Annotated in this window: 36 protein-coding genes; 5 read left to right on the top strand and 31 right to left on the bottom strand. The window is 42.7% G+C overall.

The genetic code is table 11. The features are described 5' to 3' along the window. Nucleotides 1-261 precede the first annotated feature (261 nt). Nucleotides 262-492: a hypothetical protein gene (locus ciss_RS13175; protein WP_143298498.1), complete on the top strand. Its 231-nt coding sequence runs from the start codon at nucleotides 262-264 to the stop codon at nucleotides 490-492. Between the two features lie 4 nt (nucleotides 493-496). On the opposite strand, the gene ciss_RS06370 is transcribed toward ciss_RS13175, so the two are convergent. The 8 genes from ciss_RS06370 to ciss_RS06335 form a co-directional block, all read right to left on the bottom strand. After that, on the bottom strand, nucleotides 497-1,150 hold the full coding sequence (locus ciss_RS06370; RefSeq protein WP_075865446.1) for a hypothetical protein: 654 nt from the start codon (nucleotides 1,148-1,150) through the stop codon (nucleotides 497-499). 240 nt (nucleotides 1,151-1,390) lie between these two features. Next, a complete protein-coding gene (locus ciss_RS06365; protein ID WP_075865445.1) occupies nucleotides 1,391-1,588 on the bottom strand; it encodes a cold shock domain-containing protein in 198 nt (65 codons plus the stop codon). 83 nt (nucleotides 1,589-1,671) lie between these two features. Beyond that, complete coding sequence (hpf, locus tag ciss_RS06360; RefSeq protein ID WP_075865444.1) at nucleotides 1,672-2,205, bottom strand: ribosome hibernation-promoting factor, HPF/YfiA family; 534 nt, start codon at nucleotides 2,203-2,205, stop codon at nucleotides 1,672-1,674. Nucleotides 2,206-2,311: 106 nt separating this feature from the next. After that, a complete protein-coding gene (locus ciss_RS06355; RefSeq protein WP_011343103.1) occupies nucleotides 2,312-2,509 on the bottom strand; it encodes a cold-shock protein in 198 nt (65 codons plus the stop codon). A 268-nt stretch (nucleotides 2,510-2,777) separates the two neighbouring features. Beyond that, nucleotides 2,778-3,227, bottom strand: a complete 450-nt coding sequence (locus ciss_RS06350) for a ComF family protein (RefSeq protein WP_075865443.1) — start codon at nucleotides 3,225-3,227, stop codon at nucleotides 2,778-2,780. Next, nucleotides 3,167-3,466, bottom strand: a complete 300-nt coding sequence (locus ciss_RS13300) for a double zinc ribbon domain-containing protein (protein ID WP_075865442.1) — start codon at nucleotides 3,464-3,466, stop codon at nucleotides 3,167-3,169. Before ciss_RS13300 ends, ciss_RS06350 begins: the two co-directional genes overlap by 61 nt. Then, a complete protein-coding gene (locus ciss_RS06340; RefSeq protein ID WP_075865441.1) occupies nucleotides 3,466-3,885 on the bottom strand; it encodes a threonine/serine exporter family protein in 420 nt (139 codons plus the stop codon). The genes ciss_RS13300 and ciss_RS06340 overlap by 1 nt, the downstream gene beginning before the upstream one ends. A gap of 16 nt (nucleotides 3,886-3,901) precedes the next feature. Beyond that, nucleotides 3,902-4,651 carry a threonine/serine exporter family protein gene (locus ciss_RS06335; protein ID WP_075865440.1) on the bottom strand — a complete coding sequence of 250 codons (750 nt, stop codon included), beginning with the start codon at nucleotides 4,649-4,651 and terminating at the stop codon, nucleotides 3,902-3,904. 220 nt (nucleotides 4,652-4,871) lie between these two features. On the opposite strand from ciss_RS06335, the gene ciss_RS06330 reads away from it, so the two are divergent. Both ciss_RS06330 and ciss_RS06325 read left to right on the top strand, forming a co-directional pair. Continuing rightward, nucleotides 4,872-5,834, top strand: a complete 963-nt coding sequence (locus tag ciss_RS06330) for a (Fe-S)-binding protein (RefSeq protein ID WP_075865439.1) — start codon at nucleotides 4,872-4,874, stop codon at nucleotides 5,832-5,834. Between the two features lie 14 nt (nucleotides 5,835-5,848). Next, nucleotides 5,849-7,057 (top strand): LUD domain-containing protein, encoded by a 1,209-nt coding sequence (locus ciss_RS06325; protein WP_075865438.1) that lies wholly within the window; start codon nucleotides 5,849-5,851, stop codon nucleotides 7,055-7,057. Here the strand turns inward: ciss_RS06325 and ciss_RS06320 are convergent. The 16 genes from ciss_RS06320 to ciss_RS06245 all read right to left on the bottom strand — a co-directional run bounded on the left by ciss_RS06320 (nucleotide 7,022) and on the right by ciss_RS06245 (nucleotide 18,611). Then, nucleotides 7,022-7,168: a YvrJ family protein gene (locus ciss_RS06320; protein WP_075865437.1), complete on the bottom strand. Its 147-nt coding sequence runs from the start codon at nucleotides 7,166-7,168 to the stop codon at nucleotides 7,022-7,024. The genes ciss_RS06325 and ciss_RS06320 overlap by 36 nt on opposite strands. Before the next feature lie 50 nt (nucleotides 7,169-7,218). Continuing rightward, on the bottom strand, nucleotides 7,219-7,425 hold the full coding sequence (locus tag ciss_RS06315) for a DUF2922 domain-containing protein (protein WP_011343093.1): 207 nt from the start codon (nucleotides 7,423-7,425) through the stop codon (nucleotides 7,219-7,221). A gap of 17 nt (nucleotides 7,426-7,442) precedes the next feature. Continuing rightward, entirely contained in the window at nucleotides 7,443-7,667 is a 225-nt protein-coding gene (locus tag ciss_RS06310; RefSeq protein ID WP_075865436.1) for a DUF1659 domain-containing protein, read from the bottom strand. Between the two features lie 59 nt (nucleotides 7,668-7,726). Continuing rightward, nucleotides 7,727-8,254 carry a sigma-70 family RNA polymerase sigma factor gene (locus tag ciss_RS06305; protein WP_075865435.1) on the bottom strand — a complete coding sequence of 176 codons (528 nt, stop codon included), beginning with the start codon at nucleotides 8,252-8,254 and terminating at the stop codon, nucleotides 7,727-7,729. Between the two features lie 179 nt (nucleotides 8,255-8,433). Next, nucleotides 8,434-9,174, bottom strand: coding sequence for a GTP-sensing pleiotropic transcriptional regulator CodY (gene codY / locus ciss_RS06300; RefSeq protein WP_075865456.1), 741 nt, complete (start codon nucleotides 9,172-9,174; stop codon nucleotides 8,434-8,436). Between the two features lie 72 nt (nucleotides 9,175-9,246). After that, nucleotides 9,247-10,857: a sensor domain-containing diguanylate cyclase gene (locus tag ciss_RS06295; protein ID WP_166503993.1), complete on the bottom strand. Its 1,611-nt coding sequence runs from the start codon at nucleotides 10,855-10,857 to the stop codon at nucleotides 9,247-9,249. A 26-nt stretch (nucleotides 10,858-10,883) separates the two neighbouring features. Continuing rightward, the gene (locus ciss_RS06290; protein ID WP_075865433.1) at nucleotides 10,884-11,174 is read right to left on the bottom strand and encodes a hypothetical protein; all 291 of its coding nucleotides are present in this window, start codon (nucleotides 11,172-11,174) and stop codon (nucleotides 10,884-10,886) included. Nucleotides 11,175-11,255: 81 nt separating this feature from the next. After that, nucleotides 11,256-12,446: a methionine adenosyltransferase gene (gene metK / locus ciss_RS06285; protein WP_011343086.1), complete on the bottom strand. Its 1,191-nt coding sequence runs from the start codon at nucleotides 12,444-12,446 to the stop codon at nucleotides 11,256-11,258. A gap of 118 nt (nucleotides 12,447-12,564) precedes the next feature. Beyond that, the gene (locus tag ciss_RS06280) at nucleotides 12,565-13,380 is read right to left on the bottom strand and encodes a GGDEF domain-containing protein (RefSeq protein WP_075865432.1); all 816 of its coding nucleotides are present in this window, start codon (nucleotides 13,378-13,380) and stop codon (nucleotides 12,565-12,567) included. Next, complete coding sequence (locus ciss_RS06275) at nucleotides 13,377-13,715, bottom strand: hypothetical protein (RefSeq protein ID WP_011343084.1); 339 nt, start codon at nucleotides 13,713-13,715, stop codon at nucleotides 13,377-13,379. Before ciss_RS06275 ends, ciss_RS06280 begins: the two co-directional genes overlap by 4 nt. 161 nt (nucleotides 13,716-13,876) lie before the next feature. Then, nucleotides 13,877-15,091, bottom strand: coding sequence for an HD-GYP domain-containing protein (locus tag ciss_RS06270; protein WP_075865431.1), 1,215 nt, complete (start codon nucleotides 15,089-15,091; stop codon nucleotides 13,877-13,879). 1 nt (nucleotide 15,092) lies between these two features. Next, entirely contained in the window at nucleotides 15,093-15,845 is a 753-nt protein-coding gene (locus ciss_RS13735) for a globin-coupled sensor protein (protein WP_075865430.1), read from the bottom strand. A gap of 11 nt (nucleotides 15,846-15,856) precedes the next feature. Continuing rightward, nucleotides 15,857-16,297, bottom strand: coding sequence for a hypothetical protein (locus ciss_RS06260; protein WP_075865429.1), 441 nt, complete (start codon nucleotides 16,295-16,297; stop codon nucleotides 15,857-15,859). After that, complete coding sequence (locus tag ciss_RS06255) at nucleotides 16,298-17,020, bottom strand: ferredoxin-like domain-containing protein (protein ID WP_075865428.1); 723 nt, start codon at nucleotides 17,018-17,020, stop codon at nucleotides 16,298-16,300. 18 nt (nucleotides 17,021-17,038) lie between these two features. Further along, nucleotides 17,039-17,725 carry a type IV pili methyl-accepting chemotaxis transducer N-terminal domain-containing protein gene (locus tag ciss_RS06250; RefSeq protein ID WP_075865427.1) on the bottom strand — a complete coding sequence of 229 codons (687 nt, stop codon included), beginning with the start codon at nucleotides 17,723-17,725 and terminating at the stop codon, nucleotides 17,039-17,041. Continuing rightward, on the bottom strand, nucleotides 17,718-18,611 hold the full coding sequence (locus tag ciss_RS06245) for a methyl-accepting chemotaxis protein (RefSeq protein WP_143298496.1): 894 nt from the start codon (nucleotides 18,609-18,611) through the stop codon (nucleotides 17,718-17,720). The genes ciss_RS06250 and ciss_RS06245 overlap by 8 nt, the downstream gene beginning before the upstream one ends. 185 nt (nucleotides 18,612-18,796) lie before the next feature. Here ciss_RS06245 and ciss_RS06240 point away from each other — a divergent pair, with 185 nt between their 5' ends. Together ciss_RS06240 and ciss_RS06235 are read left to right on the top strand one after the other, a co-directional pair. Then, nucleotides 18,797-19,504 (top strand): AzlC family ABC transporter permease, encoded by a 708-nt coding sequence (locus ciss_RS06240; protein WP_077177480.1) that lies wholly within the window; start codon nucleotides 18,797-18,799, stop codon nucleotides 19,502-19,504. Then, complete coding sequence (locus ciss_RS06235; protein ID WP_075865425.1) at nucleotides 19,501-19,821, top strand: AzlD domain-containing protein; 321 nt, start codon at nucleotides 19,501-19,503, stop codon at nucleotides 19,819-19,821. The genes ciss_RS06240 and ciss_RS06235 overlap by 4 nt, the downstream gene beginning before the upstream one ends. Nucleotides 19,822-19,870: 49 nt before the next feature. On the opposite strand, the gene ciss_RS06230 is transcribed toward ciss_RS06235, so the two are convergent. The 7 genes from ciss_RS06230 to pyrG form a co-directional block, all read right to left on the bottom strand. Next, on the bottom strand, nucleotides 19,871-21,112 hold the full coding sequence (locus ciss_RS06230) for a radical SAM family protein (protein WP_075865424.1): 1,242 nt from the start codon (nucleotides 21,110-21,112) through the stop codon (nucleotides 19,871-19,873). Continuing rightward, the gene (rho, locus tag ciss_RS06225) at nucleotides 21,109-22,386 is read right to left on the bottom strand and encodes a transcription termination factor Rho (RefSeq protein WP_075865423.1); all 1,278 of its coding nucleotides are present in this window, start codon (nucleotides 22,384-22,386) and stop codon (nucleotides 21,109-21,111) included. The genes ciss_RS06230 and rho overlap by 4 nt, the downstream gene beginning before the upstream one ends. Nucleotides 22,387-22,513: 127 nt before the next feature. Beyond that, on the bottom strand, nucleotides 22,514-23,158 hold the full coding sequence (gene fsa / locus ciss_RS06220) for a fructose-6-phosphate aldolase (protein WP_075865422.1): 645 nt from the start codon (nucleotides 23,156-23,158) through the stop codon (nucleotides 22,514-22,516). Nucleotides 23,159-23,169: 11 nt separating this feature from the next. Further along, entirely contained in the window at nucleotides 23,170-24,024 is an 855-nt protein-coding gene (locus ciss_RS06215; protein ID WP_075865421.1) for a class II fructose-1,6-bisphosphate aldolase, read from the bottom strand. Between the two features lie 17 nt (nucleotides 24,025-24,041). Further along, nucleotides 24,042-24,617 carry a hypothetical protein gene (locus tag ciss_RS06210; protein WP_075865420.1) on the bottom strand — a complete coding sequence of 192 codons (576 nt, stop codon included), beginning with the start codon at nucleotides 24,615-24,617 and terminating at the stop codon, nucleotides 24,042-24,044. 81 nt (nucleotides 24,618-24,698) lie between these two features. Further along, nucleotides 24,699-25,067, bottom strand: coding sequence for a response regulator (locus tag ciss_RS06205; protein WP_075865419.1), 369 nt, complete (start codon nucleotides 25,065-25,067; stop codon nucleotides 24,699-24,701). A gap of 121 nt (nucleotides 25,068-25,188) precedes the next feature. Continuing rightward, nucleotides 25,189-26,796, bottom strand: coding sequence for a CTP synthase (pyrG, locus tag ciss_RS06200; RefSeq protein WP_075865418.1), 1,608 nt, complete (start codon nucleotides 26,794-26,796; stop codon nucleotides 25,189-25,191). Nucleotides 26,797-26,847: the final 51 nt, after the last annotated feature.

The following is a 26,847-nucleotide window of genomic DNA, read 5'->3' as shown; positions in this document are numbered from 1 at the left end:
ATTTTGGCATTCTTATTGATAATCTCTCAGCAATTGTTTCAAAAAATATAAAGACGATAAAGGCTAAAAAATTTTTATTTAAATTCAAAACTTCAAGAATATAACTTTTAATTAAAAAAAATACCTATTATCCCTATGATTATGTAGTAAACATAAACCTTTTTATTTAATTTTTGCATATCTTCACCTCTGGAAATATTCTAAACGGACCGACATAACTATAATTTTAAAAGTTAAGCAGAAAATCTCGCACCACCGGCGATGATTAAGCTGACAATCGCCAGCAGAATTTTAACCACTCTTGCGGTCATGGTGAAAACGCCCTCCCTTACGAATAAGCTCTATCCGCCCTCGGCTAAACGGCAGACAGGCAGTATTCCGCTCGGGCTCGGCTTCGAAGCGCTTGCTTCGGTTTTTGGATATGTCGGTCCTTCCACCAGCAAAACACCTGCATTGAAGAAAAAATTTTATCTCTCTCTAAAATTTATTTAAACTTTTATTTTTCTACAAAAAAGCGAAGTCTTCTATTGATAGCGGCTAAGGTTGCTTTAACTACCGCTTCCCTCTCATCCCCGTTGGCATAGGCTGCTCCCAGGTAGTTTTCCTCCTCCCGGCCCAAAATGGCAGCCACTGCCACCACCATCGCTTTTTTCCCTGATATGTACAGTTCCTGCACATCTTCCACTACAAATATCCCGTTTTTATTTAAGAAATTTTCCACCGCACAAACGGTAGCTATAGCCAGAAGCCTTTTTCTATTTTGCGAGGTAGCGGGACCTTCCGCCGATCCGGAAATCTTAGACTCCCCGATGGTTAATTCCACATTGACCCGCACTATATTTTGCTCCAAAGCCATATCGACCTTAGCTACCTGGGGCCGGATTTCCTCCCGGGAATCGTCTTCAGTATCACCGCCCTCCACCTGGGCAATACTGATTTTTTTATGGTCAATAGCAATGTTGAAAGAAGCCAAAAGAGCCGATTCTACATCCCGTACTATCTGCTTGGGGCTTCGACTACTGCCAGCCAGAAGGTGAATTTCATCAACCTTCCCCTCCGCATCTAAAACCACCCGGGCCGCATTTACCCCTTTAATGCGCCCCAGCAAAACTTCCAGCTCCGCTAACTGCTCTTTACTTAAAACTGCCACTGATATCCTCCTCTCACAACTATAAGATATAATTCTCTATAATCCGCAATTTTCCTGCATGTCACCTCATATTATCTAAAAAATCCAAATTATCTTCAAACCTCCGTCCCCCTTTTTGGCGTTCCTACCGCAAAAAGAGGGACGGTTCTTTTTTTTGGCGTATAGACGCAAATATCAGAACCGTCCCTGAATTAGGCGTTAAAAAACCCCTCCGGTAAACGGAGGGGTTTTGCGGGCAATTTATAGTTTTACGACGTCAGCCGCTTGCGGGCCCCGGGTACCTTCAACAATTTTGAACTCTACCCTTTGGCCTTCTTCTAAAGTTTTAAACCCGTTGCCCTTAATGGCGGAAAAATGGACAAACACGTCGCCGCCATCTTCCCTTTCGATGAACCCGTATCCTTTGGCCGGGTCAAACCATTTCACTTTTCCTTGCATCGATCCAATGCCTCCTGAAAATTTTATTCGGCATAAAGCCTTGCTCTAACTCTACCACGTTTCCCGACCTTTGTCAAATTTTTTTAAACCTCCGGTTCTATTAAACCGTATTTCCCATCCCGCCGTTTATATACCACATTTATTTCCTCGGTATCCGCATTGGTAAAGACAAAGAACGAATGCCCTAAAAGCTCCATTTGCATGGCCGCTTCTTCCGGAGACATGGGTTTTATCGCAAAACGCTTGGATTTAACAATTTTAATTTCATTATCCGGTTCAGTGGTAGTTTCGGCGCTTTGCTCCCCTGCTGCAATATTTTTATTATTTTTAAAGCGGGCGTAAAGCTTTTCTTTATATTTTTTGGCCTGCCTTTCTAACTTATCTACCACCAAATCTATGGATGAATACATATCGGGGCTTTCCTCTTCACCTCTAAGAAGGTATCCGGCTACCGGTATCGTTACTTCGGTTTTATGTAAATCCCCTTCCACCAAAAGCGTAACATGCACCACATCAATTTTCGGCAAATACTTTTCCAGCTTGGAAAGTCTCTTTTCGGCGTACTCCTTTAATGCAGGAGTGACCTCGATATTTTTACCCCGCACTTGAACATTCATGGAAATACCCCCTTTTTTATTATTTTAACCAGCAACCTTGAAAACCAGCTCCCCACATTATAATTACTAAAAAACCCCAGAGATTATCCCTGGGGTTTAAATGCCCTTATAATTTTACGACATTAGCCGCTTGTGGCCCGCGGGCACCCTCCACAATTTCAAACTCCACCCTTTGACCTTCTTCGAGGGTTTTAAAACCCTTTTCCTGGATGGCCGAAAAGTGGACAAATACGTCGCCGCCATCCTCTCTCTCAATGAAACCGTACCCTTTCTTTGGGTCAAACCACTTAACTTTGCCTTGCATGAAACCAATTCCTCCTTAAAACTTTTTACTAAACGCAAGCCCCAAGCGACTCACGTTCTTTGTATTGAGAATAGCACTTTAACAATGTTTTGTCAATGACTAATTTATCTGTCGAAAAAAGTTGGAAAAAAATTTTTTGTGGAAAAGCAAAATTGTTGATATTGTGGATAACTCTGTTGATAACTAACAAAATCGGGGGTTTTGTTGTGGATAAGTTATTGGCAAATGAATTTTCAAAATTTTTTCTGGCATAATCTTTGCTAAAATGCTATTTTTTTACAGCAGTTGCCATGGTAATAACATAAATTTTGTCAGCTCCTGCCAGAAGCATAGTCCGGGTACATTCCTGAGCGGTAGCCCCGGTAGTAAAAACATCATCAACCAAAAGAATCTTTTCCCTGCCGGTAAATCTTTCCTTTACTGCAAAGCTTCCTTTAAGGTTTTTTCTCCGCTCAAAATAACCAAGTTTAACCTGGGCCGGGGTATCTTCAATCTTGATAAGGATGTCACGGCCCAAGGGTAATTTTAACCGGCGGGCCAGGTTCTGGGCCAAAATCTCCGCCTGGTTGTAGCCTCTCTCTTTTAATTTCTTCCGGTATAGAGGTACCGGAACAATTAAGTCAAATTCCTCCCCCAGGTTTTTACGGCAGTGTTCTGCTAAAAGGTCATAGAGCTCCTCCCAGACGTACCGTTTATTTTTATACTTAAACAAAGCCATACTTTTTTTACCGGACCGGTATAAGGGAGAAGACCGGAGGCTCTGGTAAAACTAAATAAATTTTTCCGGCAGTCAGAACAAAGCATTACTTCTACCGGTAAAATCCGCCCGCAAATTTGACATTTAAAGCGGGTTTTTTCTATAAACTCCCGGCAGCTTTTACAGAACTCCCTTTGGGGCATTGGCTTTTGGCAGAGGGGACAAACCCGGGGTTTGGGGTAAAAAAAATCTAAAAACATCACTGCCTCCTTTGGGTGGCTTTTTTATAAAGCCGCATGACCGAAGAAGTAATGGCTATCCCCAAAGCAATCGCCCCGGCGCTAAAAAACGTTTGTAACCCCAAACTCACCCCTAAGCTAAAATCCTCCCGGATAAAAGCAGTAATAGTATCGTAGGCAAGCTTCCCCGGTACCAGCGGTATAAGGCCGGTAGTGGTAAAGATTATGGTTGGCTTTTTCTTGAGACGGGCTAAAATTTCCGAAAGGACCCCCACGGTAAGGGAACCAAAAAACACTCCGGCCAAAGGGGTTTGGCCCGCAATCGTGTACACAAGATAACCTCCGGCTCCCGTTAATCCTCCGTAAAAGAGACTTTCCATCGGCGCATTAAATAAAATACCAAAGAAAAAAGAAATAAAAAAAGCATACAAAACGTCCATCTTCCATACCCCATTTCTATGTTAGAAAAGCTAAAACCACCGCTGCACTGACCGCTAACGCAATAACCCTTAAAAATGCCTCAAGCCCCCGGGCCTGACTGGCTAAAAAGTCCCCGGCAATAGCATCCCGGATGGAATTAGTAATGCTCATCCCCGGAATAAAAGGCATGATACTTCCTACCACGGTAACCCCTAAAGAAATGGGATAAAACTTTGAAATTACTACCACCAGCAAAGTAGAAAGAAAGCCTCCCACTAAATCAAGGAAAAAGGGAAATAAACCAAGGTCCGGGATTGCTATTATAAAGCTCCGCACCAGCATAGCAATAAACAGGGACATCACCATTTCCAGGCCCTGACCGCCAATCAAGCCGGTAGCAAAAAAGGCCCCAAAGCCAGCTGCCAGGACTTTTAACCACCTGGGATATTCACTTTTTTCCCGGGCTACTTTAGTAAGTTCGGCGATGCCTTCCTCCACAGGAATATGCCGTCTGGCAAGGCGGCGGGAAAAATCATTGACTTTATCAATTTTCGTTAAATTAAAACCCCGGCTTTCTATCCGCCGAACAGTAGTAAAAACCTGTCCTTCGTCGGTTTCAATGGCACAAAAAATTCCGGTAGGAGTTACAAAGCTTTCCACGTATTTTACCCCGTAATTTTTAGCAATCCGGTCCATTACCTCTTCCGTACGGTAAATTTCCGCTCCGCTTTTAATCATTATTTCCCCTGCCAAAACCGTAAGCTTTAAAACATCCAGGTAGTTCATTTTCATCACCCCTTATTTTTTCTTCATTTTAATTTCCTTTTCCTTCTTTTACCTTGAAGAATTAACGATTTTTAAGTTACTTGTATTTTTCTCCAACTTCTAACCTCCAACTTCCAATCTCCAGATTAAGTATACATAACACAATCTCCAATTTTATTGACATTTTCTGGTGTAAACTCCTTTAATAAAGTTGAGCACAAGAATAAAGGAAGGGATTTTCATGCTGGAAATTTCAATAACTCCCCCGGCCACCATTGAACTGGTCCGTCAGAACATCCTCAAATACAAAAATCCTCTGGGGTTAAAAGGGCGAGAACTGACTTCGTGGGCCGAGGGACTTAACTTTTCCCATGACAGTGAATATCTTTTTTATACCGGCACCGAATACCAGATGCTCCCTTACATTGATAGTCTGGTAAAAGCCCTTAAAACCATGAACCAGTTAGGTTCAGGCAAAAAAATCCTTTTTGGCCTAAGAAACCTGGTGGATAAGTTTGGCTTTAATCCGGAAAAAATTTATGCCGGAATTTTAGCCAGAGACCGGGATAAAACCGCCAATATTCTTAGAAAACATGTACAAATTTTAAACTCTCTGGGCATTGTTCCCCAGTACCTGGGAGAAGAAGAGTTATACGCCGGAGCGCTTTTATACGAATACGGCTACTTAAATGACCTTCGGGAAATTGCCCGAAAACTTTCAGAAATTTTTAAGAGCCGGGGAATTAAAAAAATTATCGTTGCTTCTCCCCATGCTGCGGAAATGTTGCGGGAAGTTTATCCTGACTTTGTTGACTTTCCCTTTGAAGTTTATACTATGCCGGAATTTTTAGCAGCTAATTTTGCTAAACTTTCCCCGAAAGCCCCTACGAAAAAAATCGTAATCCACGATCCCTGCCGGTTAGCCCGGGAACTCGATGTATTTGCCGAAATCCGGGAAGTTTTAAAGAAAAGCGGTTACAGCGAAGTAATAGAGCTTCCGCAAAGCGGAAAATTTACTACTTGCTGTGGTGGTGCTACCAAGCTTTTATTTCCGGAACTGGCAGAAGCTTTAGCCAAACAACGGGTTCATGAACTTGAAAAAAGCGGTGGTGAAGAAATAGTTACCGCCTGTCCTTATTGTTATTTTAACCTCTCGCAATACTCTAATCTTCCGGTGAAAGATTTGACCGAAATTCTTATTTAAAGAAGGTGAGATCAATGGTAGACCTGGAAAAAGATTTAGCCACCTTAGCAGAAACCTTGGTTAAGGCAGCTAACAACCCCAACATTAACTTAGCTTTAAGCCGGGCGGTAAAATCCTACCGGGAAAACGTAAATAAAGCTTTAAGCCGCTTTCCCCACACGGTAGAACGGGCTCGTGAAGTAAGAGAAATTAAACTTCAAGCATTGTCCAACTTACAAGTTCTTTACGAAAAAGCCGCTAAAAGCATCGAGGAAAATCACGGCAAAGCTTATTTAGCCAAGGATGGTAGTGAGGCGTTAAAAATTGTTTCCGAAATTGTTGGCACCGGGAAATTAATCGTCAAGGTAAAATCGATGGTAGGTGAAGAAATCGGTTTAAGAGAACATTTAGAAGAGAAAGGAAACACCCTCTGGGAAACGGACCTGGGGGAGTTTATCCAGCAGCTCAGAAATGACCGTCCAATGCACATCCTCTCCCCGGCGATTCATATTCCCCGGGAAGAGGTGGCAAAGCTTTTTTCCGCTTTTTTTGAAAAAGAAATTCCTCCAGAGATTGCCGCAGAAGTAGCAGCTGTCAGGGAGTTCATGCGCGAGAAGTATTTTAAAGCTGATATCGGGATAAGCGGTGCCAACATTGTCGCAGCCGATACCGGTTCAATTTTTATCATTGAAAACGAAGGTAACGGCCGCCTGGCCACCGGTGCTCCTCCGGTGCATATCGTCATCGTTGGCCTGGAAAAACTTGTTCCCACCTTAGACGACGCTTTTAAAACGGCAGAAGTTACCTGGCGTTATGCCCAGTACACGGTACCGTCATACGTTAATATCATTAGCGGTCCCAGTAAAACCGGTGACATCGAAAAGGTTACCACTTACGGGGCCCATGGCCCAAAAGAATTTCACGTAATCTTTCTCGATAACGGCCGCCTTGCTCTATCCCAAAACGAAACTTTTAAAGAAGCTTTGTTGTGCCTGCGCTGTGGCGGTTGTCTTTATGAATGCCCGGTCTTTTCTTTAACCGCCGGCTATTACGGCTATAAGTATTTAGGCGGTATCGGCTCCATTTGGACAGCTTTTGTGGCGGGAGGTATAGAAAAAGCAGCACCCCTGGCTTATGTTTGCCTTAGATGCGGCCGTTGCCAGGAGCGCTGCCCGATGAAAATTGACGTTCCCCGCATGACTTTAGCCTTAAGACAGATCCTTACCGGCAATCACGCTGATTAATTCGGTCAGGGATTTATTAAGTTCATCTAACTTTCCCTCAATTCTTACCAGTAAAAAAGCCGCTACTGCCATGGGAAAGCTGTAGTTGGCAAGCTGGCTAAAAAAATCCATTTTAAAACCCCCTTTTTAAAAAAGCCGTGGCCTAAGCCACGGCTTTTTCTCTAAAATTCGGTTACAATTCGGTCCACAATCCGCGAGCCCTTAACTGCCACCAGGTCTCCGCCATTGGAAGTAAAAATGTTTTTCGTAACAATTAAGTTCATTACCGCATCAACTTCCGCCTTGGTAAGCCCTTCCTTTGGTTCTCGTACCCGAATCGTCACGTTTTTCCCCTGTTGATTGGTAAAAATCATCTCAAGGACCTTCATCCTTTAACCCCCCCCGTTTAAACGTTATAAAGCAGTTCGGTATCGTTTCGGAAAACCCCGTTCAGCGGTAACCCGGTAAGTCCGGCTAAGGCTACCGCCACCGCGTACAGGTCTTCATTGTTGGCAGCAGGCTTGATGTTATTGTAACTCCGAAAAGCATACACCGGATTTCCGCTTCCGTCATCCCCCGTAATTAATTTAAGCCGCAAGACCGTGTCCACCTTGTTGGCAATCACCGCCATAAAAATTCCTCCCTTCTGTTAGCGTTCAGCCGGCTGACATCAAAAAAAGTGCAGTCTACTTATTGGGTTTTTAAGGAGAGGTAATATTTTTTTAATTTTTTAAGAGCTCGCTTTTCCAGATCATAGGCACCGGCCGGGGTAATTTTTAAAATCTTTGCCACTTCACTCAGGGAAATTCCCCGCTCGTATCTTAAAGCTATCAAGCTTTCCTGTCGGGGCGTTAAAACCCCTGGAGGAAAGTTAATCGTCGGCAGTTCCTCGGCAAAATGCTGCACCTCAATACGGTATTCCTCTAACGGCACTTCCTTACCCCTTCTGGCCTTTTCCGCCCGCAAAAGGGAATAAATCCTACCGTACACCATCTCCCGGACATACTTTAAAAAGTAAACCCCCCGGTCGGGGTCAAAGCGGTAAACACTTTCAATTACCGCAATCATCCCCTCCTGCATAAGGTCTTCCTCGGTTAGATAGGGATTGCGATAACGGTGAGCTGCCTTTTTAATGAGCGGTTTCAGGTAATCAAGAAGTTCTTCCATCCCTTCCCGGCTTTTTCTTGCTTTCTGCCACTTTTCTAAAAACCGATCCATAAATAGCCCCCTGCGGTTAAAGCCCGGGCTTTAAAATTTTGGCGCCAGGAAAAGGATAGCAAAAAGCCTTTAAAAAGAAAAAAACCGCCTTTTACCAAGGCGGCCTTTGACAACTACTGATTTTTGCGTTAAAATTAGTATTTTTTGTTTTCTAATCTCCAACTTCTAATTTCCAACCTCTAATTGTGCTGGGCTATTTCCAATTTGTCCAGAAAATAATCGTTTAAAATCCGAATGTAAGTTCCTTTCATTCCCAGCGATCTGGAATCAATCACCCCCGCGCTTTCTAATTTTCTTAAAGCGTTCACAATTACCGAACGGGTAAGGTGATATTGTTCCGCAAGCTTACTTGCCACCACAAAGCCTTCCACCCCATCAAGTTCGCTAAAAATCTTTTTCACCGCTTCAAGCTCCGAATAAGAAAGGGCGTCTAACGCTAAGCGAACCGCAGCTTTTTTTCTGGCTTCCTCTTCCATTTTTTCACTGTTTAGCCTTAGAATTTCCAAGCCCACCACCGTAGCAGCATACTCATACAAAATTAAGTCCTGAGCGTTAAACTCTTCCTGTCCCTTTTTGACCAGTAAAATTGTTCCCTGCCGTTCGCCACCGCCAAAAACCGGTACAACGGTGTAGGTAAGCCCATCTTCTCCTTTAATATTATGATCCGTTTGATTGAAAGAAAACAGCCAATCCTGAAAATCCTGCTCTACCTGGCGCGTTTCTAAATCCCGTCCGTAAATTACCAGCCCTGCCAGATCCGGCCGTTCATAATACCCTAATATCTTTCTCCGGCCGATAATGAAAACACTGGCTTTTGAAATATCCCCGAGCATTTCCGCCAGCTCCATAAAGGGTTCCGGACGCTGGGAGCTTCGCTGGATAAAGCGGTTTAGTAATCTTGTTTTTTCCAGTAAACTCAGCATATTACTACCTCCATTTTTTTATTTTACGGTAGTAATATTGCCAAATTTTTAAATAATTATACTTAATCCCTAAAAATTATTTACCATTACCACTTTATCCCTGCCCCGGTTTTTCGCTTGATACAAAGCTTTATCGGCTAAACTTAACAGTTCCCGATACTCTTTGGCATCCTCCGGATAAGTAGCCAATCCCATGCTAACGGTATATTTGACCTTTTGCCCTTGAAAAATCAAAACCCGCTCTTTAACTTTCTCCCGCAAACGTTCCGCTAAGAGATAGGCTTCCTTTTTCCCGGTCTGGGGTAGCAAAACCACAAACTCCTCTCCACCGTAGCGGGCAATTAAATCGGTCCGCCGGAGGGCATCTTTTAAAAACCGCCCAAAATCGTTTAAAACCAAATCTCCACAGTCGTGGCCATAAGTATCGTTTATCTTTTTAAAATAATCTATATCTAAAAGGACAATGGTGTAATTTAATTTATGCCTGCGGGAGCGTAAGTGCTCTTCATTAAGCCTTTCCAAGAAGTATCGCCGGTTATATAAACCGGTTAACTCATCTTTCTGGGCAAACTCCTTTAAACGTAAATACAAGTAGCCGTTATAAACCGCCAGGGCCACCTGTCCCGAAATATTTTCCAGACGCCTGAGCTGACTCTGGGAATAGTTCTGCCCTTTTGGGGCCACTATTACCAGGTAACCAAACACATCCCTGCGGTTTTGTAACGGTACCACCGCAATACTCCCTAATTGCGGGTGTTTTATTAAAGCAGCAGTTTTTCTATTTTCCACCTCAGAAAGCAGGGAATTATGAAACGCCGGTCCCGGAAGTTCGGGAAAATCGGTGTTTAAATAGCGGGGAATATATTTTCCCAGGGATTCGGAATAAGTATAAATGACCCCGGTATGGTAGGAAAAAATATTTTTTAATTCCTGTAACATCGCTTTTAACATATCATCGGGAGTTTCCAGGCGGTGAAAGGTTCGTGAAATATTCCACAAAGTTACGTAGTCGAGGTTCTGGTTTAAGAGCTTTTGGTTTATTTTTACCACCAGATAAAAAGCTTCGGTGAGTAAAAGTCCAAGAAAAAGTGCTTGATAGAAATTTTTCTTAATTGCCTCGGCAAGCAAAACACCGGCGGTAAAGGTAAGGAAACCGTTTAAACCGTAATAAAAAATCTCTTCCTTAGTAGACCCCGCATTTTCTCCAAAAAAAGCTTTTAAGATCATAAAAACTGCGTCTACCAGAATAAAACCTGCGGTATAGATTAGCGCAAGAAAAAAATCTTCTCCGGGCAAGTACCCGGCCAGGTAACTTCCCAGTAATATACCCAGGCTGTTTTTTGCTCCTTCAAAAAAATAGCCCGGTAAAGTTTTTTCGTCTCTACTTAAAAGAGAAGCTAATAATCCTGCAAGAAAACTTAATACTACGGCAAAGCCTGTTCCTTTTAGCAGCAGGGTAACCAGGTAAAAAACATAAGAACCCTTAATTTGGGAACCATAAATCTCGATAGCGGTAAGTTCTAAAATAAAACTGACTATAAGAAGAGCAAAAAAATCCCCCGGCTGCAAAACGCTGCCTTTTAAAAGATAAAACACCGTAAGAATAAATCCCGCTAATGAAACTGTTACCCGCCAAATCTGCCAATAATTAATCTTGTGCATGCTGTAATTTTTCGACAATTTTTTGGTTTTTCCTGCCATATATTTTAAAAAAAGATAATATAGTTTTTCCTCTGAATTTCCTCCGGAAGCCCGTTAATTACCTGAAAACGCGAAGAAATTAGCGTACCGGTTAAATCTATAACTCTTGTCTCTACCGTCCCGGGAATTCGCTCTTTTAAAAAATCCAAAAGTTTTTCCGCCTCCGAAAGCCCCTTTAAATCGTTTACCACCAGCCATAAATTTTTTTTCTTGCGAAAGTTTAAAGCTTCCCAAATTACCAGTAGGGCTGAAATAACCCCGTAAACAAAAAATCCAGCTAAGATTGCCTCCAGCACCTCTGCCACCCCCTTATACCTTATGCTTCAGGGGGTAAAAAAGTTAAAACCCCGGCCAGTTAATCTGGCACAGGGTTCTTTTTATAGTCCTGCTTCCATTCTTAAAATTTCCGCTTTATCAATTCTCTCCCAGGGAAGATCGATATCGGTACGACCAAAATGTCCGTAGGCAGCAGTTTGTTTATAAATTGGCCGCCGTAAATCCAACATCCGGATTATGCCCGCCGGACGTAAATCAAAATGCTTTTTAATAAGTTCAACAATTTTTTCATCGGCAATTTTACCGGTACCAAAGGTATCCACCATGATAGAAACGGGCTTGGCCACCCCAATGGCGTAAGCCAGCTGAATTTCTATCTTGTCGGCAATCCCTGCGGCCACAATGTTTTTCGCCACATACCGGGCAGCATAAGCAGCCGAACGGTCCACTTTGGTGGGGTCTTTACCGGAAAAAGCTCCACCACCGTGGCGGGCCATACCACCGTAAGTATCCACAATGATTTTCCGCCCGGTAAGTCCGGCATCGCCTTGAGGTCCACCGATTACAAAACGGCCGGTGGGATTAACAAAATACCGGGTATTTTCATCTAAAAGATGCTCCGGAATAACCGGTTTTACCACATGTTCGATAATATCCTTGCGAATTTCCTCCTGGGATACATCGGGATGGTGCTGGGTTGAAACGACAATAGTGTCGACCCGTACAGGCTTATCACCATCATATTCTACCGTTACCTGGGTTTTACCGTCGGGACGAAGATACGGTAAAAGCCTGGATTTCCTGACTTCCGCCAGTCTCCGGGCAAGCCGGTGAGCCAAAGAAATGGGCATCGGCATCAGTTCCGGAGTTTCGTTGGTGGCATAACCAAACATCATACCCTGGTCGCCGGCACCAATGGCTTCAATTTCATCGTCCGTCATTTCCCCGGTCTTAGCTTCTAAAGCCCGGTTAACCCCTAAGGCAATATCCGGAGACTGCTCATCTATGGAAGTAATAACGGCGCAGGTATCACCGTCAAAACCGTATTTTGCCCGGGTGTAACCAATCTCCCGGATTGTCTCACGCACAACTTTGGGAATATCTACATAACAGCTGGTAGTAATCTCGCCAATAACCAGCACCAAGCCGGTGGTAACTGCCGTTTCGCACGCCACCCGGGCTTGAGGGTCCTGGGCAAGGATAGCATCTAACACCGCATCGGAAATCTGGTCAGCAATTTTATCCGGGTGTCCTTCGGTAACCGACTCTGAGGTAAAAAGGCGTCTTGTCATAAAATCTCCTCCTGCTTTTAATATCTCAAAAATAAAACCTCCCCTGTTCTGGAAGAGGTGCTTTTTTAAAATTCCTTTATCTTACTTTAGCAAAGGATGTTAATCATGTCAACAAATATCACGTTTTAATCGCCTTTTTCCTTTCTATACATTTTAAGCTTGCTTCGTTGATACAGGTAAAAACTTCTTCGATAATATCCGTTTTTTCTTTAAGTCCAATCTCCTTTAATCCCACCGCCCACTGGACCTTTAAATCATAAGGCCATCTAACATTTTCCAGAAGAAATGTTAGTTTTTCCACAATGCTAATAGTTTTTATTTCGTCATAGGGCAAAATTAAAATAAATTCATCTCCACCGTATCGAGCAGCGGTAACATCTTCCCCTAATTGTTTTAATATTTCCGAAATTTTTAATAAAATTTGGTCACCCACTACATGTCCGTAACGCTTATTTAATTCCCCAAAGTTATTTAAATCGATAAAAGCTACCGTACAATTATAACCCTGCTCCAGTAATTTAAGGCACTTATAGATAGCATACTCTTTTTTGGGTAACCCGGTCATCGAATCTATGTACGACCCAATATACCGTTCAATTACCTTCCTTGTTATGATACCAGTAAGCGCACCGGATTCATCTATTACCGGAAGCCTTTCGATGTTATTTTCGAGCATTTTTTGATACGCGTCAAATAAATACGCGTTTTCTTCAATGACCACCGGAAATTCGGTCATAGCGTCAATAACCAGCCGATTTTCCGGATAAAATATTAAATCCTTTGAAGTAATTATTCCTACTAATTTATCATTTTCTACCACCGGTAGCCCGCCAATCCTTTGCGAACGCATCAGTTCCTTGACATCCCGTAAGCTCCTGTACGGCTCAATTGTAACAGGATTTCGGGTCATTACTTCCCGTACTTGCTTAATCATATTTCAATCTCCTTTTTGATATTAAGCATTATGTTTAAACTTCCTTTGAAAATGGAACTTTCATCGGAAATGGCATCCACTTCCACCAAAATCGCCGATATCAATAACTCTTCCTCCATTACATTGAGGAAATTTTTTCTAATAATAATCCCTTCAAATTTTTCGTGATTCAGCCGGATAGCCTTATACTGGTTGGGGGAAATAAATTCAACCATTTTGCCAAAAGCTTCGATGCCAATTGGCGCCCGTTTTCCTATGACTAAAAAATCCTGAACCGGCGGCACTTCAAATTCGGTCAACCTTATGTTTAATTCAGCAGTACGGCTGGCGTTCATTTCCCAAAGCGGTTTTTAAAACCGCTTCCTCCTTTCGAAAGTTTTTCTGTTTATTTCCTTTTACCCTTTCTTTAATTTTAAACGAATACGTGTTATCGTCAAGCCTTTCATCCCTTATCGCCCTTTTAAGCCAAAAATAGAGCCCTGCAACCTTGCAGAGCCTATCCCCCTTTAGCCGATTCTAATTGTTGTTTTATGTCCATTAATTCCGAATAGTTTTCTAAAATTATGCTTACCGCCTTTTTATCAATTTTTCCTTTTACAGCCATTCCTTCTAAAATCTCCTTAACTTCCAGGAAACTTAGTCCCGGCCGGTAGGGACGGTCTTCCGCCAGAGCCACAAAAATATCGATGACCGCCATTAACCGATCTTCAAAACTTAATTCCTCGCCTTTTTTCTTAAAGGGATATCCGGAGCCATCAAGTTTTTCGTGATGATAGGCGGCCATTTTTACAACTTTTTCCGGAAAAACTTTGTTTAAAAGATAGTAAGTATAAAAAGTATGTTTCTTCATATACAAAAACTCTTCATCGGTAAGAGAACCTGGCTTTTCCAAAATACTTTCGGGAACGGCCATTTTACCTATATCATGTAAAAGTCCGGCTATTTTAAAAAAACTAACATCCTCCTGGCCAAAATTTAAAACTTTTCCTAAATATTCCGCAATTTCCCCCACTAACTGCGAATGAAAAAAAGTAAACCGTGACTTATGGTCTACAAGCTTGGCAAATAATTCCGCTAAGGTAATCATATCCGGTAAATTTATTAGTTCTTCTGCATAACCAATTTCCTCTAAGCGTTGATTTAAAATATCGCTATCGCCAAGGGTTAGCCAAAATTCTTCCGCTTCCGCTAAATCAAAAAACACCTCTAAGAGGCGGGGATCAAAAATTTTTCGCTTATTAAAATATTCCCGCCAATATTTCACCTTTTCCAGGATACAGCTTTCAGGATGAAAATTTACCGCTATTCTATCGGCCAAAAACAACACCCTGCAAAGTAAGGGGATTTCTTCTCCCGTAAGACCCGACGGATTTTTTCCGACATAATGGTCATGGTGACTGAAAATATACCTGGCATAGTGGTCGAAATAAGAATTTTTTAAAAAAAGCGCCCCCCGCCGGCAATGTTCAAACTCATTTTCCGCTATTTGCTGGATTCTTTCATCACTGGCATCCCATCTTAAAATTCCTATATCATGAATTAAGCCCAAATACACCAAATCCCGCTTTTGCGTTGGCGTTAAATTGTACTTTTCTCCCAAACGGTAAGCAATATAAGCCACCCGCCGGTGATGGTCCTGCAACCCCTCCATACTTAAATCTAACGCTTTGGACATATTTTTTATAAAATTAAAACGATTAAAAGTAACCATTTTACATCATCCCGCTATTCTGCCGGCGAATTTTTTCAATCTCCTCCATATTATGTTTAATCATTTCCGTTATTTCTTTAGCAACTTTGGAAGACTCCTGGGCTAATTTGCGCACCTCCTGGGCCACTACGCCAAAAGCCCGGCCATGCTCCCCCGCTCTTCCCGCTTCAATCGACGCGTTCAAGGCTAAAATATTTGTTTTTGTGGCAATCGAGGAAATAAAACCGGCAGCTTCCGCTACCTGCTCTTGAATCGCTGCCAAGTATTTTAATTGTTCGGCAATATAATTTTCGATCGCCAGTTGGATATCAAAATTTATTCTTTTGGCAAAAGCGTTAACAGCCTTAAAATACAACTCCGTGCCGGGAGAATATTTCCGGGCTACCAGTTCCCCGACCACTTCGAAATATAACCGGTATGCCCCTATATACCAGTTGGGGTAAAGGGCAATTTCCATATGTTTTTTTCCGACCGCCAGGCGATTTTTAATATAATTATCATCAATTTTCTCCGAGGTTAATGAAATAAAATACTCCGCCTGGGTTCTGGATAACTTCTCAATGGTACTGTGTTTTTTAATTAATTCCTGTAAATAGGGAAACTTAGTTAAATGTTGATAAAATTTATCGACAAACTCCGGTGCTTTTTGCGAAAATAATTCTTTAAATTCGGCCATTAATTGCAGGTCTTCCGCAGTTAAATCTAAAAAACTTAAACTTTCCTGATAACGGCTTATAAGTAAGTTTTCCCCCATAGGTTAACCCCCTATTTTTTAGCCATCTTAGCGGCAATGAATTCCGCTAACTCCGGGTCAAGTTCTTTAATTTTAGCAATATATACCAGGACACTACCGGGATACTCCAGATGTTCCGGTAAAACAGTCCCTTCCAAACTTGACCGCACCAGGGCTACTACGCAATCAGGAGAATGGTTTTCCCGGCACTGCCTGCATTCTTGGCAGGTAATCGCTATTCCTTCACTAACCAGATCTTTATAATAAGGTTTTAAATCCTGGGGTGGAATTAACTTATGAATACCGGGAATCTCGGTAACTCCTTTGGTCCGGGAATACTCAATTACCGTTTTGGCAAAAGATACATAACACTTTTGCGGATTACAGTCCGGTCCATCAGCGTAATCGCATTCGGCACAAATCTTAGTTAAAGGTGCCCATAAGCGTTCCAAATTTATCCCCTGCTTCTCCATTTATTTACCTCCCTGAAACAGTTTTAAAAAGTCCTGATCGATAATTTCTCCCCGCTCCCGGTATTTTTCAATTATTTCGGTAGGTATAAACTTTTCCGCTCCCACCCGGTCCATCGTTAAACAAAGCCTTTCTCCTTCTTCGGCTAATTCGTTATAAGTTTTTAAAATATATTCTAATATTTCCTCAATACCATCTTCTTTAATTTTTTCAGCAATTCTTATCCCGTGTACCGGCTTCCTGCTACCGCCCCGGCCCCCTATGTATATATCAAACAAATTATTTCCCCGGGCAATAACTCCAAAGTCGGCACAATATGGATCGGTACAACCCCGGTGACAGCCGGCAACAGCAATTTTAAAGTCATGTTTCAGCGGCCGGCCAAAAAACCTTTCCTGAAGCTTAATTCCCAAAGGTAAAGCTTCCCCTAAAGCCCGCGGACAAAGCTCACTGCTGCCGGAACAGGCTTTGACATTACGGACCGCTTCCTTAAAACATCCAATCTTGAACCCTCTTTCCCCCGCTGCCAGAATAAAAGGTTCAACCTTTTCCTCGGGTAATAAAACAATTAAAGTTTGCCGCGTTGTCAGTTTAAACGCTTTGATGCCAAATTCGTCAATCATTTCCCCCAAACGCTTAAACTTTTCCGGAGTAATTACTCCACAATCGGTAACTAAAACTACCGCTACTAAACCGTTTCGCTGCTTAAATACTGCCTGACTCAAGATAATTCCTCCCTTTTCTTAATATTCTTCTGTTTCAAAATCCAAATCTCCTGCTGCCATCTTTTCGGCCCAGTAGGTAAGTTGCTTCATGGGCTTACTTATGAGATAGGTGGTATAAAACCAGGCACCAATTGCTGCCAGAACATTGAAAAAAGTCAAAATTAAAATCCAGTTGGTAAGTTTATTATACAACTTCTTAGAATAATTTTGGTAGGCTAAAGTTATTTGGTCAAACCTTTGGTAAAGTTTTTCCGATTTAGCTAAAAGTTCCTGGGGAGCGATGTTGCTTTCCGGCTGAAAATTTTGTGCTTCTTCTTCCCATGCTTTCTTGGCATCCTCTAAAAGTTCGGCAACTTCCGCCGGTGCTTTTGTTAGCTCAAACTTATTTCCGGCAATTTCCACCGTTCCTCCCCGGCTTAAACTATCCAAAGTTTGCTTGAAAAGCATGGCAGTTTCCTGGCTTTTAACTTTTAAATTTGGATCCTTGGTTAATTTGTAGGCCAAAATTTCCTTGGTAAGTTTTTGAATTTGCATTCTTTGCCTTCCCGCAATGTTAATTGCTGTCTGCGTTTTTACGTTATAGGAATTAAGGCCTAAAATAATCAGGATAGTGCCAAAAGAAGCTAAAAATATTAACAATGCCGGAACCAGTAATTTTATTTTTAATGGATACCGGTCAGAAAAATCCTTGATAAACTTAAGCATGACTTTCTCCTCCTACCTTGAACTGCTCCGCCAGTGAATTTAGAACTTCTGCTATTTCTTCCACCTGTTTTACCGATTGATCGATTTCATGTAAAATAGCACTTTGTTCCTCCGTAGCCGCTGCAATATTCTGGGAAGCTTCGGAAACTTCTTGGGCCGACCGGGCCATTTCTTTTATCTCGCTATCAATGCTATTTATGTCTTCTAATATCTCTTTAAAAGCCGCAGCCGTTTCATCAACCACTTTTTTGCTTTCAACGGTTTTTTGAGAAAACTCCCTAATTAACGTCTGCATATGGCTCATCTCTGCATTTAATTCCCTGACAATTTTGGCAATCTCCTGAGAGGATTCGGCCGATTGTTCTGCCAATTTTCTCACTTCTTCCGCAACCACTCCAAACCCCTTCCCTGCCTCTCCAGCTCGGGCAGCCTCAATGGCAGCGTTTAATGCTAATAAATTCGTTTGCTCGGCAATTTGGGCAATAGTTTCGGCAATTTGGTCGATCTGGCCCGAACGTTTAACAAATACTTCAATTTTGGTTAACGCATCCAATGCATTTTCATAAAGGGTTTCCATTTGCCTAACCATTTGCTTTAACTTTTCTTCCCCAGCTTGGGATAAAACTGCAGTTTTATCAGTTTTTTCGGAAATGGATAACGCCCTTTGCGCCACGCCATCAATCGCCGCCGATATTTTTACCACTCCATCGGCGGCATCGTTAATACCGATACTGCTCTGCTCGATATTGGTTGCCAAGTCCTGAGTTAGTCTAAATACTTTTGCCACCTGCTCTTTTAAGGCCCGAATAAGATTTGTTAAATCCTTCTTCATCTTGCCAAATTTCAAAAGTAAAAGGGTAATTTCATCCCGTATCAAAATCTTCACCTTCCTACTGCAATTTATTATTAATACTAATAAATTATCTTGCTAATTACTTTACCGAATTGTCCTTTTTACTGTCAAGCTATTCCTTACTATTTCGACAATTTGTTACTTTTTCCTTGTCAATTTACGAAAAATATGGCAAAATTCTTTTTAAGTTGAATTAGAAAGGAGGAGAGCAATCCCCGGTGGATTTAAAAGCCTTCTTGCTCGGTCTTAAAAAAACCACCCCTTTTATGTTAGGCCTCATTCCCTTTGGTTTAGCCTACGGGATAATGGCTACGCAAGCAAAACTATCCCTTGGGGAAACCCTCCTGATGTCTCTTCTGGTTTTTGCCGGTTCCGCTCAATTTATGGCCGTCGGTATGATTAAAGAAGGGGTTGGAACGGGTTTTATCGTTCTTTCAACTTTACTGATTAATTTAAGACATCTGCTCATGGGCCTCTCTTTAGCGCCTTTCTTAAATAAGTTGAATACCAAGTGGCTTTACCTGCTTGCCTTCGGTTTAACCGATGAAGTTTACGGAACTACCATCGGTCACTACCAGCAGGAAGGCAGGGATAAAGGTAACCCCTATTTTATGTTAGGTTCCGAAGTCGGTCTTTATTTTTTCTGGCTAATTAGTTCTCTTGCCGGCGCCTTACTGGGAACTTTAATTAAAGACCCTTTGTCCTGGGGCCTGGATTTTGCTATGCCCGCTACTTTTTTAAGTATTGTTATCGGACAAATTAAGTCGTGGCAAATCTTAGTAGTATTCTTAATTGCCGGAATCCTGGCAATTGTCGGCTACCTTTTAATCCCCGGCAAATGGTACATTATTTTAGCTACCGTAGCTGCCACGATATTGGGAACTATTTTGGAATTATTAACAGAGAAAAGGAGTACCGCCCAATGAAAATAGAGTACATACTTCTGATTATACTAATGGCAGTGGTAACATATTTGACAAGAGTAAGTTTTCTCGTACTTTTTACCAGTAAAAACCTCCCCACGATTATCTACCGGGCTTTAAAATATATTCCTGTAGCCATTTTTGCAACTTTAATTTTTCCGGGCATCTTTGCCCCTCAGGGAAAATTGGATTTAAGTTTAACCAATCCTTATATCGGTGCCAGCTTTATTACCGTTGTTTCTTTATTGATAGGTAAAAATGCGATTTTAAGTATTGTCCTTGGTATCACCTCGCTGGTAGTATTAAGGTACTTGTTGTAAAACAAAAAAGCCCCATTCCGCAAAGTTTTTGGCAATGGGGCAAAATTTTTTAAGTATTGTTTTCTTCCCTGTTTACTGGACGGGAGTAATTCCCTAAGATAAGCCCGGGAAAATCATTTTTAAGCTTTAAAATTAAATTTTTAAGGCCAAAAGGATTAGAAGTAAAAACTATTCTCGTTCCCAAATAATCCGGGTCAATGTTTAAATTTCTAAACTGCACCATATCCGGTTGGCACTCCCGGAGCAGAGATTTCAGAGCTTCATACTCTTCTTTAGTATCCGAAAGTCCCGGAAACACTAAGTAGTTCAACGCTACAAATTTGCCCTTTTCTTTAGCATATTTGATGGTTCTTTTCACCTGCTCTAAGTTATAGTTTACCGGCTGAAAATAGCTTTCATAAACTTCTTCCCGGGCACTTATGATACTTACCCGCAAACTATCAACCCCGGCATCGATAATTTCCTTTAAACCCGGAAAATTACCGCCGTTAGTATTGATATTTATGGTTCCGCTTTTAACTTCTCGCCTTGTTTCTAAAATTGCTTTTGCAATTATTCCCGCCTGCAGGGAAGGCTCTCCTTCACATCCCTGCCCAAAACTTACAATGCCTTCCCTTCCTGCTCCCGTGAGGTGATAGGTCATCAGGGAAGCTACTTCCGAAACTTCCGGAACAAATTTAATTCGTTCCTGAGGTGAAGAACAGCAATCGGCCGGCTGCAGGCTAATACACCCCAGGCAGCGGGCATTACAGGCGGGCGATACGGGAATGCCGCCTTCCCAGCGGCGGTAAAAGAGATTCTGGGCGGTAAAGCAGCGATAGTTTACAGCACAGTTTTCCAGGTGGCGTACTAACCGGTTTTCGGGAAAAAGGGTTTTTGCCTCTTTTATTTTAACGTTTAACTCCGGTAAATCATAATTTTCCGGTGCCCAGCGAAATTCGTCATCGGTTTTTGCCGCTGCCACATAAAGCTCTCCGCGATACGACACCACCGCGGTATAGCCAAAGAGGGGCAACCATTCCTCCTTTTCTTTAACGTAGGCCGGAAGAAAGAGCCGGGTATACCCCTGGGGCAGAAGAGCTGCCACCGCTAAATATTCGGTTTTTCGAAGTTCCCCCGTTTTGTCAAATCCCAGGGCTTTACTTCCCGGTATTAAAACTAACGTTGCCCCCCGGGGAAGCTTAATTAATTCCGACTTTTCAATGGGAGTAAAGAAATTTCCCGTACGCCCGGCAGGATAGAGGGGATAATCAAAAAACTCGCCGTTTTCCCGGGAAACAACCAACCTCATGCCCTGCTCTTCCTTAAATAGCGTTCGATTAGTTCTTCATTGCTCCTGGTCTTTTTAATAAGGTTTATTAAGTATTCAGTCGCATCCTGGGAAGTAAGGTTTGAAAGTTCATTTCTAAGCTTCCAGGCAAACTCCAACTCTTCCGGAGTAAACAAAAGCTCTTCCTTTCTGGTGCCGGAGCGCTGAACGTCCACCGCCGGGAAAATTCGCCTCTCGGCTAATTTTCTATCTAAAATCAGCTCCATGTTGCCGGTGCCTTTAAACTCTTCAAAAATAACATCATCCATCCGGCTGCCCGTTTCCACCAGGGCCGTCGCCAGTATGGTCAGGCTTCCCCCTTCTTCAATATTCCGGGCAGCCCCAAAAAACCACTTGGGTTTATAAAGGGCCGCCGGGTCCACCCCTCCCGAAAGCGTCCGGCCGCTGGGCGGAATAACCAAGTTATAGGCCCGGGCCAACCGCGTGATACTGTCCAATAAGATAACCACATCGTATTTATGCTCCACCAGCCTTTTGGCCCGCTCCAGTACCATTTCCGCCACTTTAACGTGGTTTTCCGGATGCTCATCAAAAGTTGAACTTACCACTTCTCCTTTGACCGATCGTTCAATATCGGTAACCTCTTCCGGCCGTTCATCAATTAAAAGGACAATGAGGTAAAGGTCGGGATAATTTTTAATTAAACTGTTGGCAATCTGCTTTAACAAAACTGTTTTTCCGGCTTTGGGCGGAGCAACAATTAAACCCCTCTGTCCTTTGCCTATCGGGGCAATTAAATCAATCAGCCGGGCCGACACCTCATCGGGCGCTGTCTCCAGATACAGCCGATCCTGGGGATACAGGGGAGTTAACGCATCAAAGTGGAGCCTTTCGGGAGAAGTCTCGGGCTCCTTTCCGTTTACCTTCTCCACCCGCAGCAGGGCAAAATACCGTTCGTTTTCCTTGGGAGGTCTTATTACCCCAAACACCTGGTCGCCGGTTCTTAAGTCAAATTTTCTTATTTGCGAGGGTGAAACATAAATATCGTCCTGACTGGGCAAAAACTTAAAGGGTCGTAGAAAACCATACCCATCGGGTAAAACTTCCAGTACCCCGGAAGCCGTTAGTAAACTTTCCTTTTGTTCCTGCTCTTTGGCTTTTTGGGCAAAAACTTTTGCTAATTCAAACACTAACTCCTGCTTCTTCAAACGGTAGTAACCGGGCAGTTCCAGTTCCCGAGCAAGAGCATAAAGCTCCTTTATGGTCTTTTGTTCCAGCTGTTCCTTGGTAAGCAAAAGAACCGTGCCTCCTTTTATAAATAGCCAGTATTTTTTTTAACTTAGTTTTAGAAAACAGTTCCGGGAAACAAAAAAGGCGAGAAAAAAGAGGGAAGAGCGGGCGGAAAATATTCCGCCCGTTTTGTTATCTTTTCATAGCTTGCCAGTCGGCTAAAAACTTTTCAATACCTTCCTTGGTTTGAGGGTGGGCAAACATTTGGGTTAAGACTTTAAAGGGTACCGTTGCAATATCCGCCCCGGCTTTGGCTACCTGGGTCACGTGCAACGGATGCCGGATACTTGCCGCTATGATTTTGGTCTTAAAATTATAATTTTCATAAATAGCTTTGATCTCTTCAATTAAATAAACACCATCATGTCCGGTATCATCAAGCCTTCCCACAAAGGGACTGACAAAAGTAGCTCCGGCCAAGGCCGCCAGCAGGGCCTGGTTTGCCGAAAAAACCAAAGTTACATTGGTTTTAATCCCCTTTTGGGATAGGGTTTTTACCGCCCGGACACCATCCCAGGTCATGGGAATTTTAATGGTAATATTGGGATGAAGTTTTGATAACTCCTCCGCCTCCTTCACCATCCCTTCATACTCGAGGCTAATAACCTCGGCGGAAATCGGCCCATCTATAAGGCCGGCTATTTCCATTACTACTTCTTTTAAGTCCCGGCCTTCCCTGGCAATTAAGGAAGGGTTGGTGGTAACTCCGGAAATAATTCCCAGACTTGCTCCCTTTTTTATCTCCTCAATATTGGCGGTGTCCAAAAAAATTTCCATAACAACACCTCTTAGGCTTTATTGGAAGAACCAAATACCCTGATTTTCTCCCGGATAATTTCAATAGCTGCTTCTCTTGCCGGACCTAAGATTTTCCGCGGGTCAATCTCATCGGGATTTTTCTCCAAAACTTCCCGCATCTTCCCCACAAACGCTTCCCGAATGTTGGTATCGATGTTTACCTTGGCCACACCCAGGGAAATGGCTTTTTTGATATCCTCATCGGGAACACCGGAAGAACCGTGAAGCACCAGGGGAATATGTACAAGCTCCCGGATTTTCGCCAATCGTTCAAAATCAAGTTTTGGCACTCCCTTATAACGGCCATGGGCGGTACCAATAGCTACCGCCAGGGAGTCCACCCCCGTCCGGGCAACAAATTCCCGGGCTTCCTCCGGGTCGGTAAAGAAAGCCTCCCGCTCGTCCACCGAAATATCATCCTCGGTCCCGCCAATTTTACCAAGCTCCGCTTCTACCGAAACGCCTACCGCATGGGCCAGCTCCACTACTTTTTTGGTTATCGCTACATTTTCGTCAAAGGGATATTTAGAACCGTCAATCATTACCGAAGTAAACCCGTGCCGGATGCAGGCCATCACCTGTTCCAAACTGGTGCCATGGTCTAAATGAAGGGCCACCGGTACTTTGGCATTTTTGGCCGCCTGATGGCTTAAAGCGGCAATATAATCAATCCCCGCATATTTTATAGCCCCTTGACTGGCCTGAATAATAACAGGGCTGTTTTCCGCTTCCGCAGCCGCAACTATTGCTTGCACAATTTCCATATTGTTGCAGTTAAAAGCACCAACCGCATATCCTTCCCGGTAAGCTTTGGTTAAAAGTTCCGCCACCGTAACTAAAGCCAAGATATCTCCCCCTTTAACTATTTTTCTTTTTTGGTGACCGTTGTTAATAGTATAGCCTTCTGTCCTAATTTTAGCACATCTTCTTCCTGAGTTGCCCAAAAAATTTTTTCCCTTCTACAATTCTTGCACCTTAAAATCAAATACTCGGGAAAAAGTTCTAACTCTCCCTTAAAATCATTACATTCGCACTGAATCTTACCCTGATAGCCAAGGCCTTCCAAGTGACTTAACAATTCATACATAACCGCAGGAGCTACAAAATACTCTTTTAAAAAGTTTTCATCTTTGAGGGGGTCGTAACCACGCCCTGGTTTTAAACTAAGCCCATTATTTTTCGGGGTTATGGAAGAAAAATCTAAAGCTACAAATTCTTTTAAGCGCAAGCTTTTTATCTCACTGTCATCATAAAAGTACAACCTTACAACCGTTTCCTCCAGGTTTAAAAGCCTGATGGTTAAAAGCTTTAAACCGCAGGCACAAAAATAATCTTCTTTTTCCCTTTTTTTCAGGCTAAATACCGATATTTTAAACTGCTGATTTTCTTGGCAAGCTGGACAGCGCAAAGTAACTTCTTTTTCCGGAAAAACCACCATAGAAAAACCCCTCCCCGTTTAAGGGAAGAGTTCGCCTTAAATTTAAAAATTCCTTGTGTCACAATTAGACAATATCTCCCATCATCCATCACTACTAACCACCGACTGTACCTTTTGGTATAACTCTTCCAAAGCAAAAGGTTTAACCAGTACTTCCCCTCCTAATTCCCGAATTCGTCTTAAAATCTCCTCTTCCTGATAAGCGGTAATAAAGATAATTTTCCCCTCCGGCAGGATCTCTTTTATCTGCCCTGCCAGGGCAAAGCTATTCTCTCCGCCAAGATTTACATCTAAAATTAAAATCCTGGGTTTTTTCTCCAAAACCAAAGCTTTAGCAGTACCGGCGTTCCCCGCAATATAAACCACGTAACCTTTTAACTCTAACGCATCTTTTAAAAGTTTTATGATACCCGGCTGATCATCTACGATTAAAATAGAGGGTTTTGTCAATTTTTCCGCCTCCTGAAGGTTGTAATTTCGTCAAAAACTTTTATATTCCTTCATTGTATGTCGAATTTTGTCTTAACTTTTTTTAAAAAAATTACCGGCTAAATATTAAGCCGGTTTTCTCCTAAAACAACTTATTGGTTTTTAAACTCGACCCGATAAACTCCCGAAAAAGCGGATGGGGTCTGTTGGGTCTTGATTTAAACTCGGGGTGAAACTGGGTTGCCACAAACCACGGATGGTCCGAAAGTTCTATTATTTCCACCAGCCGGCCATCGGGAGAAGTACCACTTATTACCAGACCTAAACCGGTTAATAATTCCCGGTACTCATTATTAAACTCATACCGGTGCCGGTGGCGTTCGTAAATAATTTCTTCTCCGTAAGCCTCATGAGCTTTGGTCCCCGGAACGAGCTTACACGGATACAGCCCAAGGCGCATGGTGCCTCCAAGTTGTTCCACCTCTTTTTGCTCCGGCAAAAGGTCTATTACCGAATGGGGGCCATCCGGTTTAAATTCAGAACTATTGGCATCCTTAAGGCCTGCCACATTTCGGGCAAACTCAATTACGGCGGTCTGCATGCCAAGACATAAGCCCAAATAAGGCACTTTGTTTTCCCGGGCATACTGAATGGCCTTGATTTTTCCTTCCACTCCCCGGTCGCCAAAGCCTCCGGGAACCAATATTCCATCCAGGTTACTTAAATATTTTTCCACCGGTTCCTTTTCTAATATTTCCGCATCTATCCAGCGGATGTTAACCCGGGTTTCATGATAAATCCCGGCATGGCGTAAAGCTTCGGCCACGCTTAAATAAGCATCGGGAAGGGATACATACTTTCCAACAATACCAATAGTTACTTCAAACTTGGGGTTTTTATACCGCTCGACGATTTGTTCCCATTCCGACAAATCCGGCTCTCCGCAGGTAAGCCCTAACTTTTTAATAACAATATCATCCAAACCTTCTTCTTTTAACTTTAAAGGAACCTCGTAAATGTTAGATGCATCCACCGCCTGAATAACGGCATTTTTATCAATGTCACAGAAGAGAGCAATTTTTTCGGTAATTTCCCTGGATAAAGGCTGCTCCGAGCGGGCAACAATAATATCCGGTTGAATACCGATGCTCCGCAATTCCTTGACGCTGTGCTGGGTTGGTTTGGTTTTAAGTTCGCCGGTTACCCTTAAGGTAGGAACCAAAGTAACGTGAATGTACAGGACATTGTCTTTGCCCACATCGTTTTTTAGCTGGCGAATAGCTTCCAAAAAAGGCAGGGATTCAATATCCCCAACGGTACCGCCAATTTCGGTTATCACCACATCGGGATTGCTTTCTTTAGCTACCCTCAATATCCTTTCTTTAATTTCATTGGTAATGTGCGGGATAACCTGAACGGTACCACCGAGATAATCCCCGCGCCGTTCCTTGCTAATTACCGCCCAGTAAACTTTACCGGTAGTAACATTGGAATTCTTGGTTAAATTAATATCGATAAATCGTTCGTAGTGACCAAGGTCCAGGTCGGTTTCCGCTCCATCGTCGGTGACAAACACTTCTCCATGCTGATACGGACTCATGGTCCCCGGGTCGACGTTAATGTACGGGTCAAATTTTTGAATCGCTACTCTAAGCCCGCGACTTTTTAAAAGCCGTCCCAGCGATGCTGCGGTGATTCCTTTGCCCAGTGACGAAACTACTCCTCCGGTCACAAAAATAAATTTCGTCATCTTAATCCTCCCAATACTACCAACTACTCACTTTTTCCATTCTAAACGGCC

The sequence above is a fragment of the Carboxydothermus islandicus genome (assembly GCF_001950325.1).
In the GTDB taxonomy this organism is placed as follows: domain Bacteria; phylum Bacillota; class Z-2901; order Carboxydothermales; family Carboxydothermaceae; genus Carboxydothermus; species Carboxydothermus islandicus.
Note: the sequence above shows the minus strand (reverse complement) of the source record. Positions and strands in the feature narration are given on the sequence as shown.

Coding starts and splice junctions, on each gene's coding strand:
- ciss_RS13175 (WP_143298498.1), top strand. CDS start 262: ATGATTAAGCTGACAATCGCCAGCAGAATTTTAACCACTCTTGCGGTC.
- ciss_RS06365 (WP_075865445.1), bottom strand. CDS start 1,588: ATGCAAGGAAAAGTGAAATGGTTTGACCCGGCCAAAGGATACGGGTTC.
- hpf (WP_075865444.1), bottom strand. CDS start 2,205: ATGAATGTTCAAGTGCGGGGTAAAAATATCGAGGTCACTCCTGCATTA.
- ciss_RS06355 (WP_011343103.1), bottom strand. CDS start 2,509: ATGCAAGGCAAAGTTAAGTGGTTTGACCCAAAGAAAGGGTACGGTTTC.
- ciss_RS06350 (WP_075865443.1), bottom strand. CDS start 3,227: ATGGCTTTGTTTAAGTATAAAAATAAACGGTACGTCTGGGAGGAGCTC.
- ciss_RS13300 (WP_075865442.1), bottom strand. CDS start 3,466: ATGTTTTTAGATTTTTTTTACCCCAAACCCCGGGTTTGTCCCCTCTGC.
- ciss_RS06340 (WP_075865441.1), bottom strand. CDS start 3,885: ATGGACGTTTTGTATGCTTTTTTTATTTCTTTTTTCTTTGGTATTTTA.
- ciss_RS06335 (WP_075865440.1), bottom strand. CDS start 4,651: ATGAACTACCTGGATGTTTTAAAGCTTACGGTTTTGGCAGGGGAAATA.
- ciss_RS06330 (WP_075865439.1), top strand. CDS start 4,872: ATGCTGGAAATTTCAATAACTCCCCCGGCCACCATTGAACTGGTCCGT.
- ciss_RS06325 (WP_075865438.1), top strand. CDS start 5,849: ATGGTAGACCTGGAAAAAGATTTAGCCACCTTAGCAGAAACCTTGGTT.
- ciss_RS06320 (WP_075865437.1), bottom strand. CDS start 7,168: ATGGATTTTTTTAGCCAGCTTGCCAACTACAGCTTTCCCATGGCAGTA.
- ciss_RS06315 (WP_011343093.1), bottom strand. CDS start 7,425: ATGAAGGTCCTTGAGATGATTTTTACCAATCAACAGGGGAAAAACGTG.
- ciss_RS06310 (WP_075865436.1), bottom strand. CDS start 7,667: ATGGCGGTGATTGCCAACAAGGTGGACACGGTCTTGCGGCTTAAATTA.
- ciss_RS06305 (WP_075865435.1), bottom strand. CDS start 8,254: ATGGATCGGTTTTTAGAAAAGTGGCAGAAAGCAAGAAAAAGCCGGGAA.
- metK (WP_011343086.1), bottom strand. CDS start 12,446: ATGACAAGACGCCTTTTTACCTCAGAGTCGGTTACCGAAGGACACCCG.
- ciss_RS06280 (WP_075865432.1), bottom strand. CDS start 13,380: ATGATTAAGCAAGTACGGGAAGTAATGACCCGAAATCCTGTTACAATT.
- ciss_RS06275 (WP_011343084.1), bottom strand. CDS start 13,715: ATGAACGCCAGCCGTACTGCTGAATTAAACATAAGGTTGACCGAATTT.
- ciss_RS06270 (WP_075865431.1), bottom strand. CDS start 15,091: ATGGTTACTTTTAATCGTTTTAATTTTATAAAAAATATGTCCAAAGCG.
- ciss_RS13735 (WP_075865430.1), bottom strand. CDS start 15,845: ATGGGGGAAAACTTACTTATAAGCCGTTATCAGGAAAGTTTAAGTTTT.
- ciss_RS06260 (WP_075865429.1), bottom strand. CDS start 16,297: ATGGAGAAGCAGGGGATAAATTTGGAACGCTTATGGGCACCTTTAACT.
- ciss_RS06250 (WP_075865427.1), bottom strand. CDS start 17,725: ATGCTTAAGTTTATCAAGGATTTTTCTGACCGGTATCCATTAAAAATA.
- ciss_RS06235 (WP_075865425.1), top strand. CDS start 19,501: ATGAAAATAGAGTACATACTTCTGATTATACTAATGGCAGTGGTAACA.
- ciss_RS06230 (WP_075865424.1), bottom strand. CDS start 21,112: ATGAGGTTGGTTGTTTCCCGGGAAAACGGCGAGTTTTTTGATTATCCC.
- fsa (WP_075865422.1), bottom strand. CDS start 23,158: ATGGAAATTTTTTTGGACACCGCCAATATTGAGGAGATAAAAAAGGGA.
- ciss_RS06210 (WP_075865420.1), bottom strand. CDS start 24,617: ATGGTGGTTTTTCCGGAAAAAGAAGTTACTTTGCGCTGTCCAGCTTGC.
- pyrG (WP_075865418.1), bottom strand. CDS start 26,796: ATGACGAAATTTATTTTTGTGACCGGAGGAGTAGTTTCGTCACTGGGC.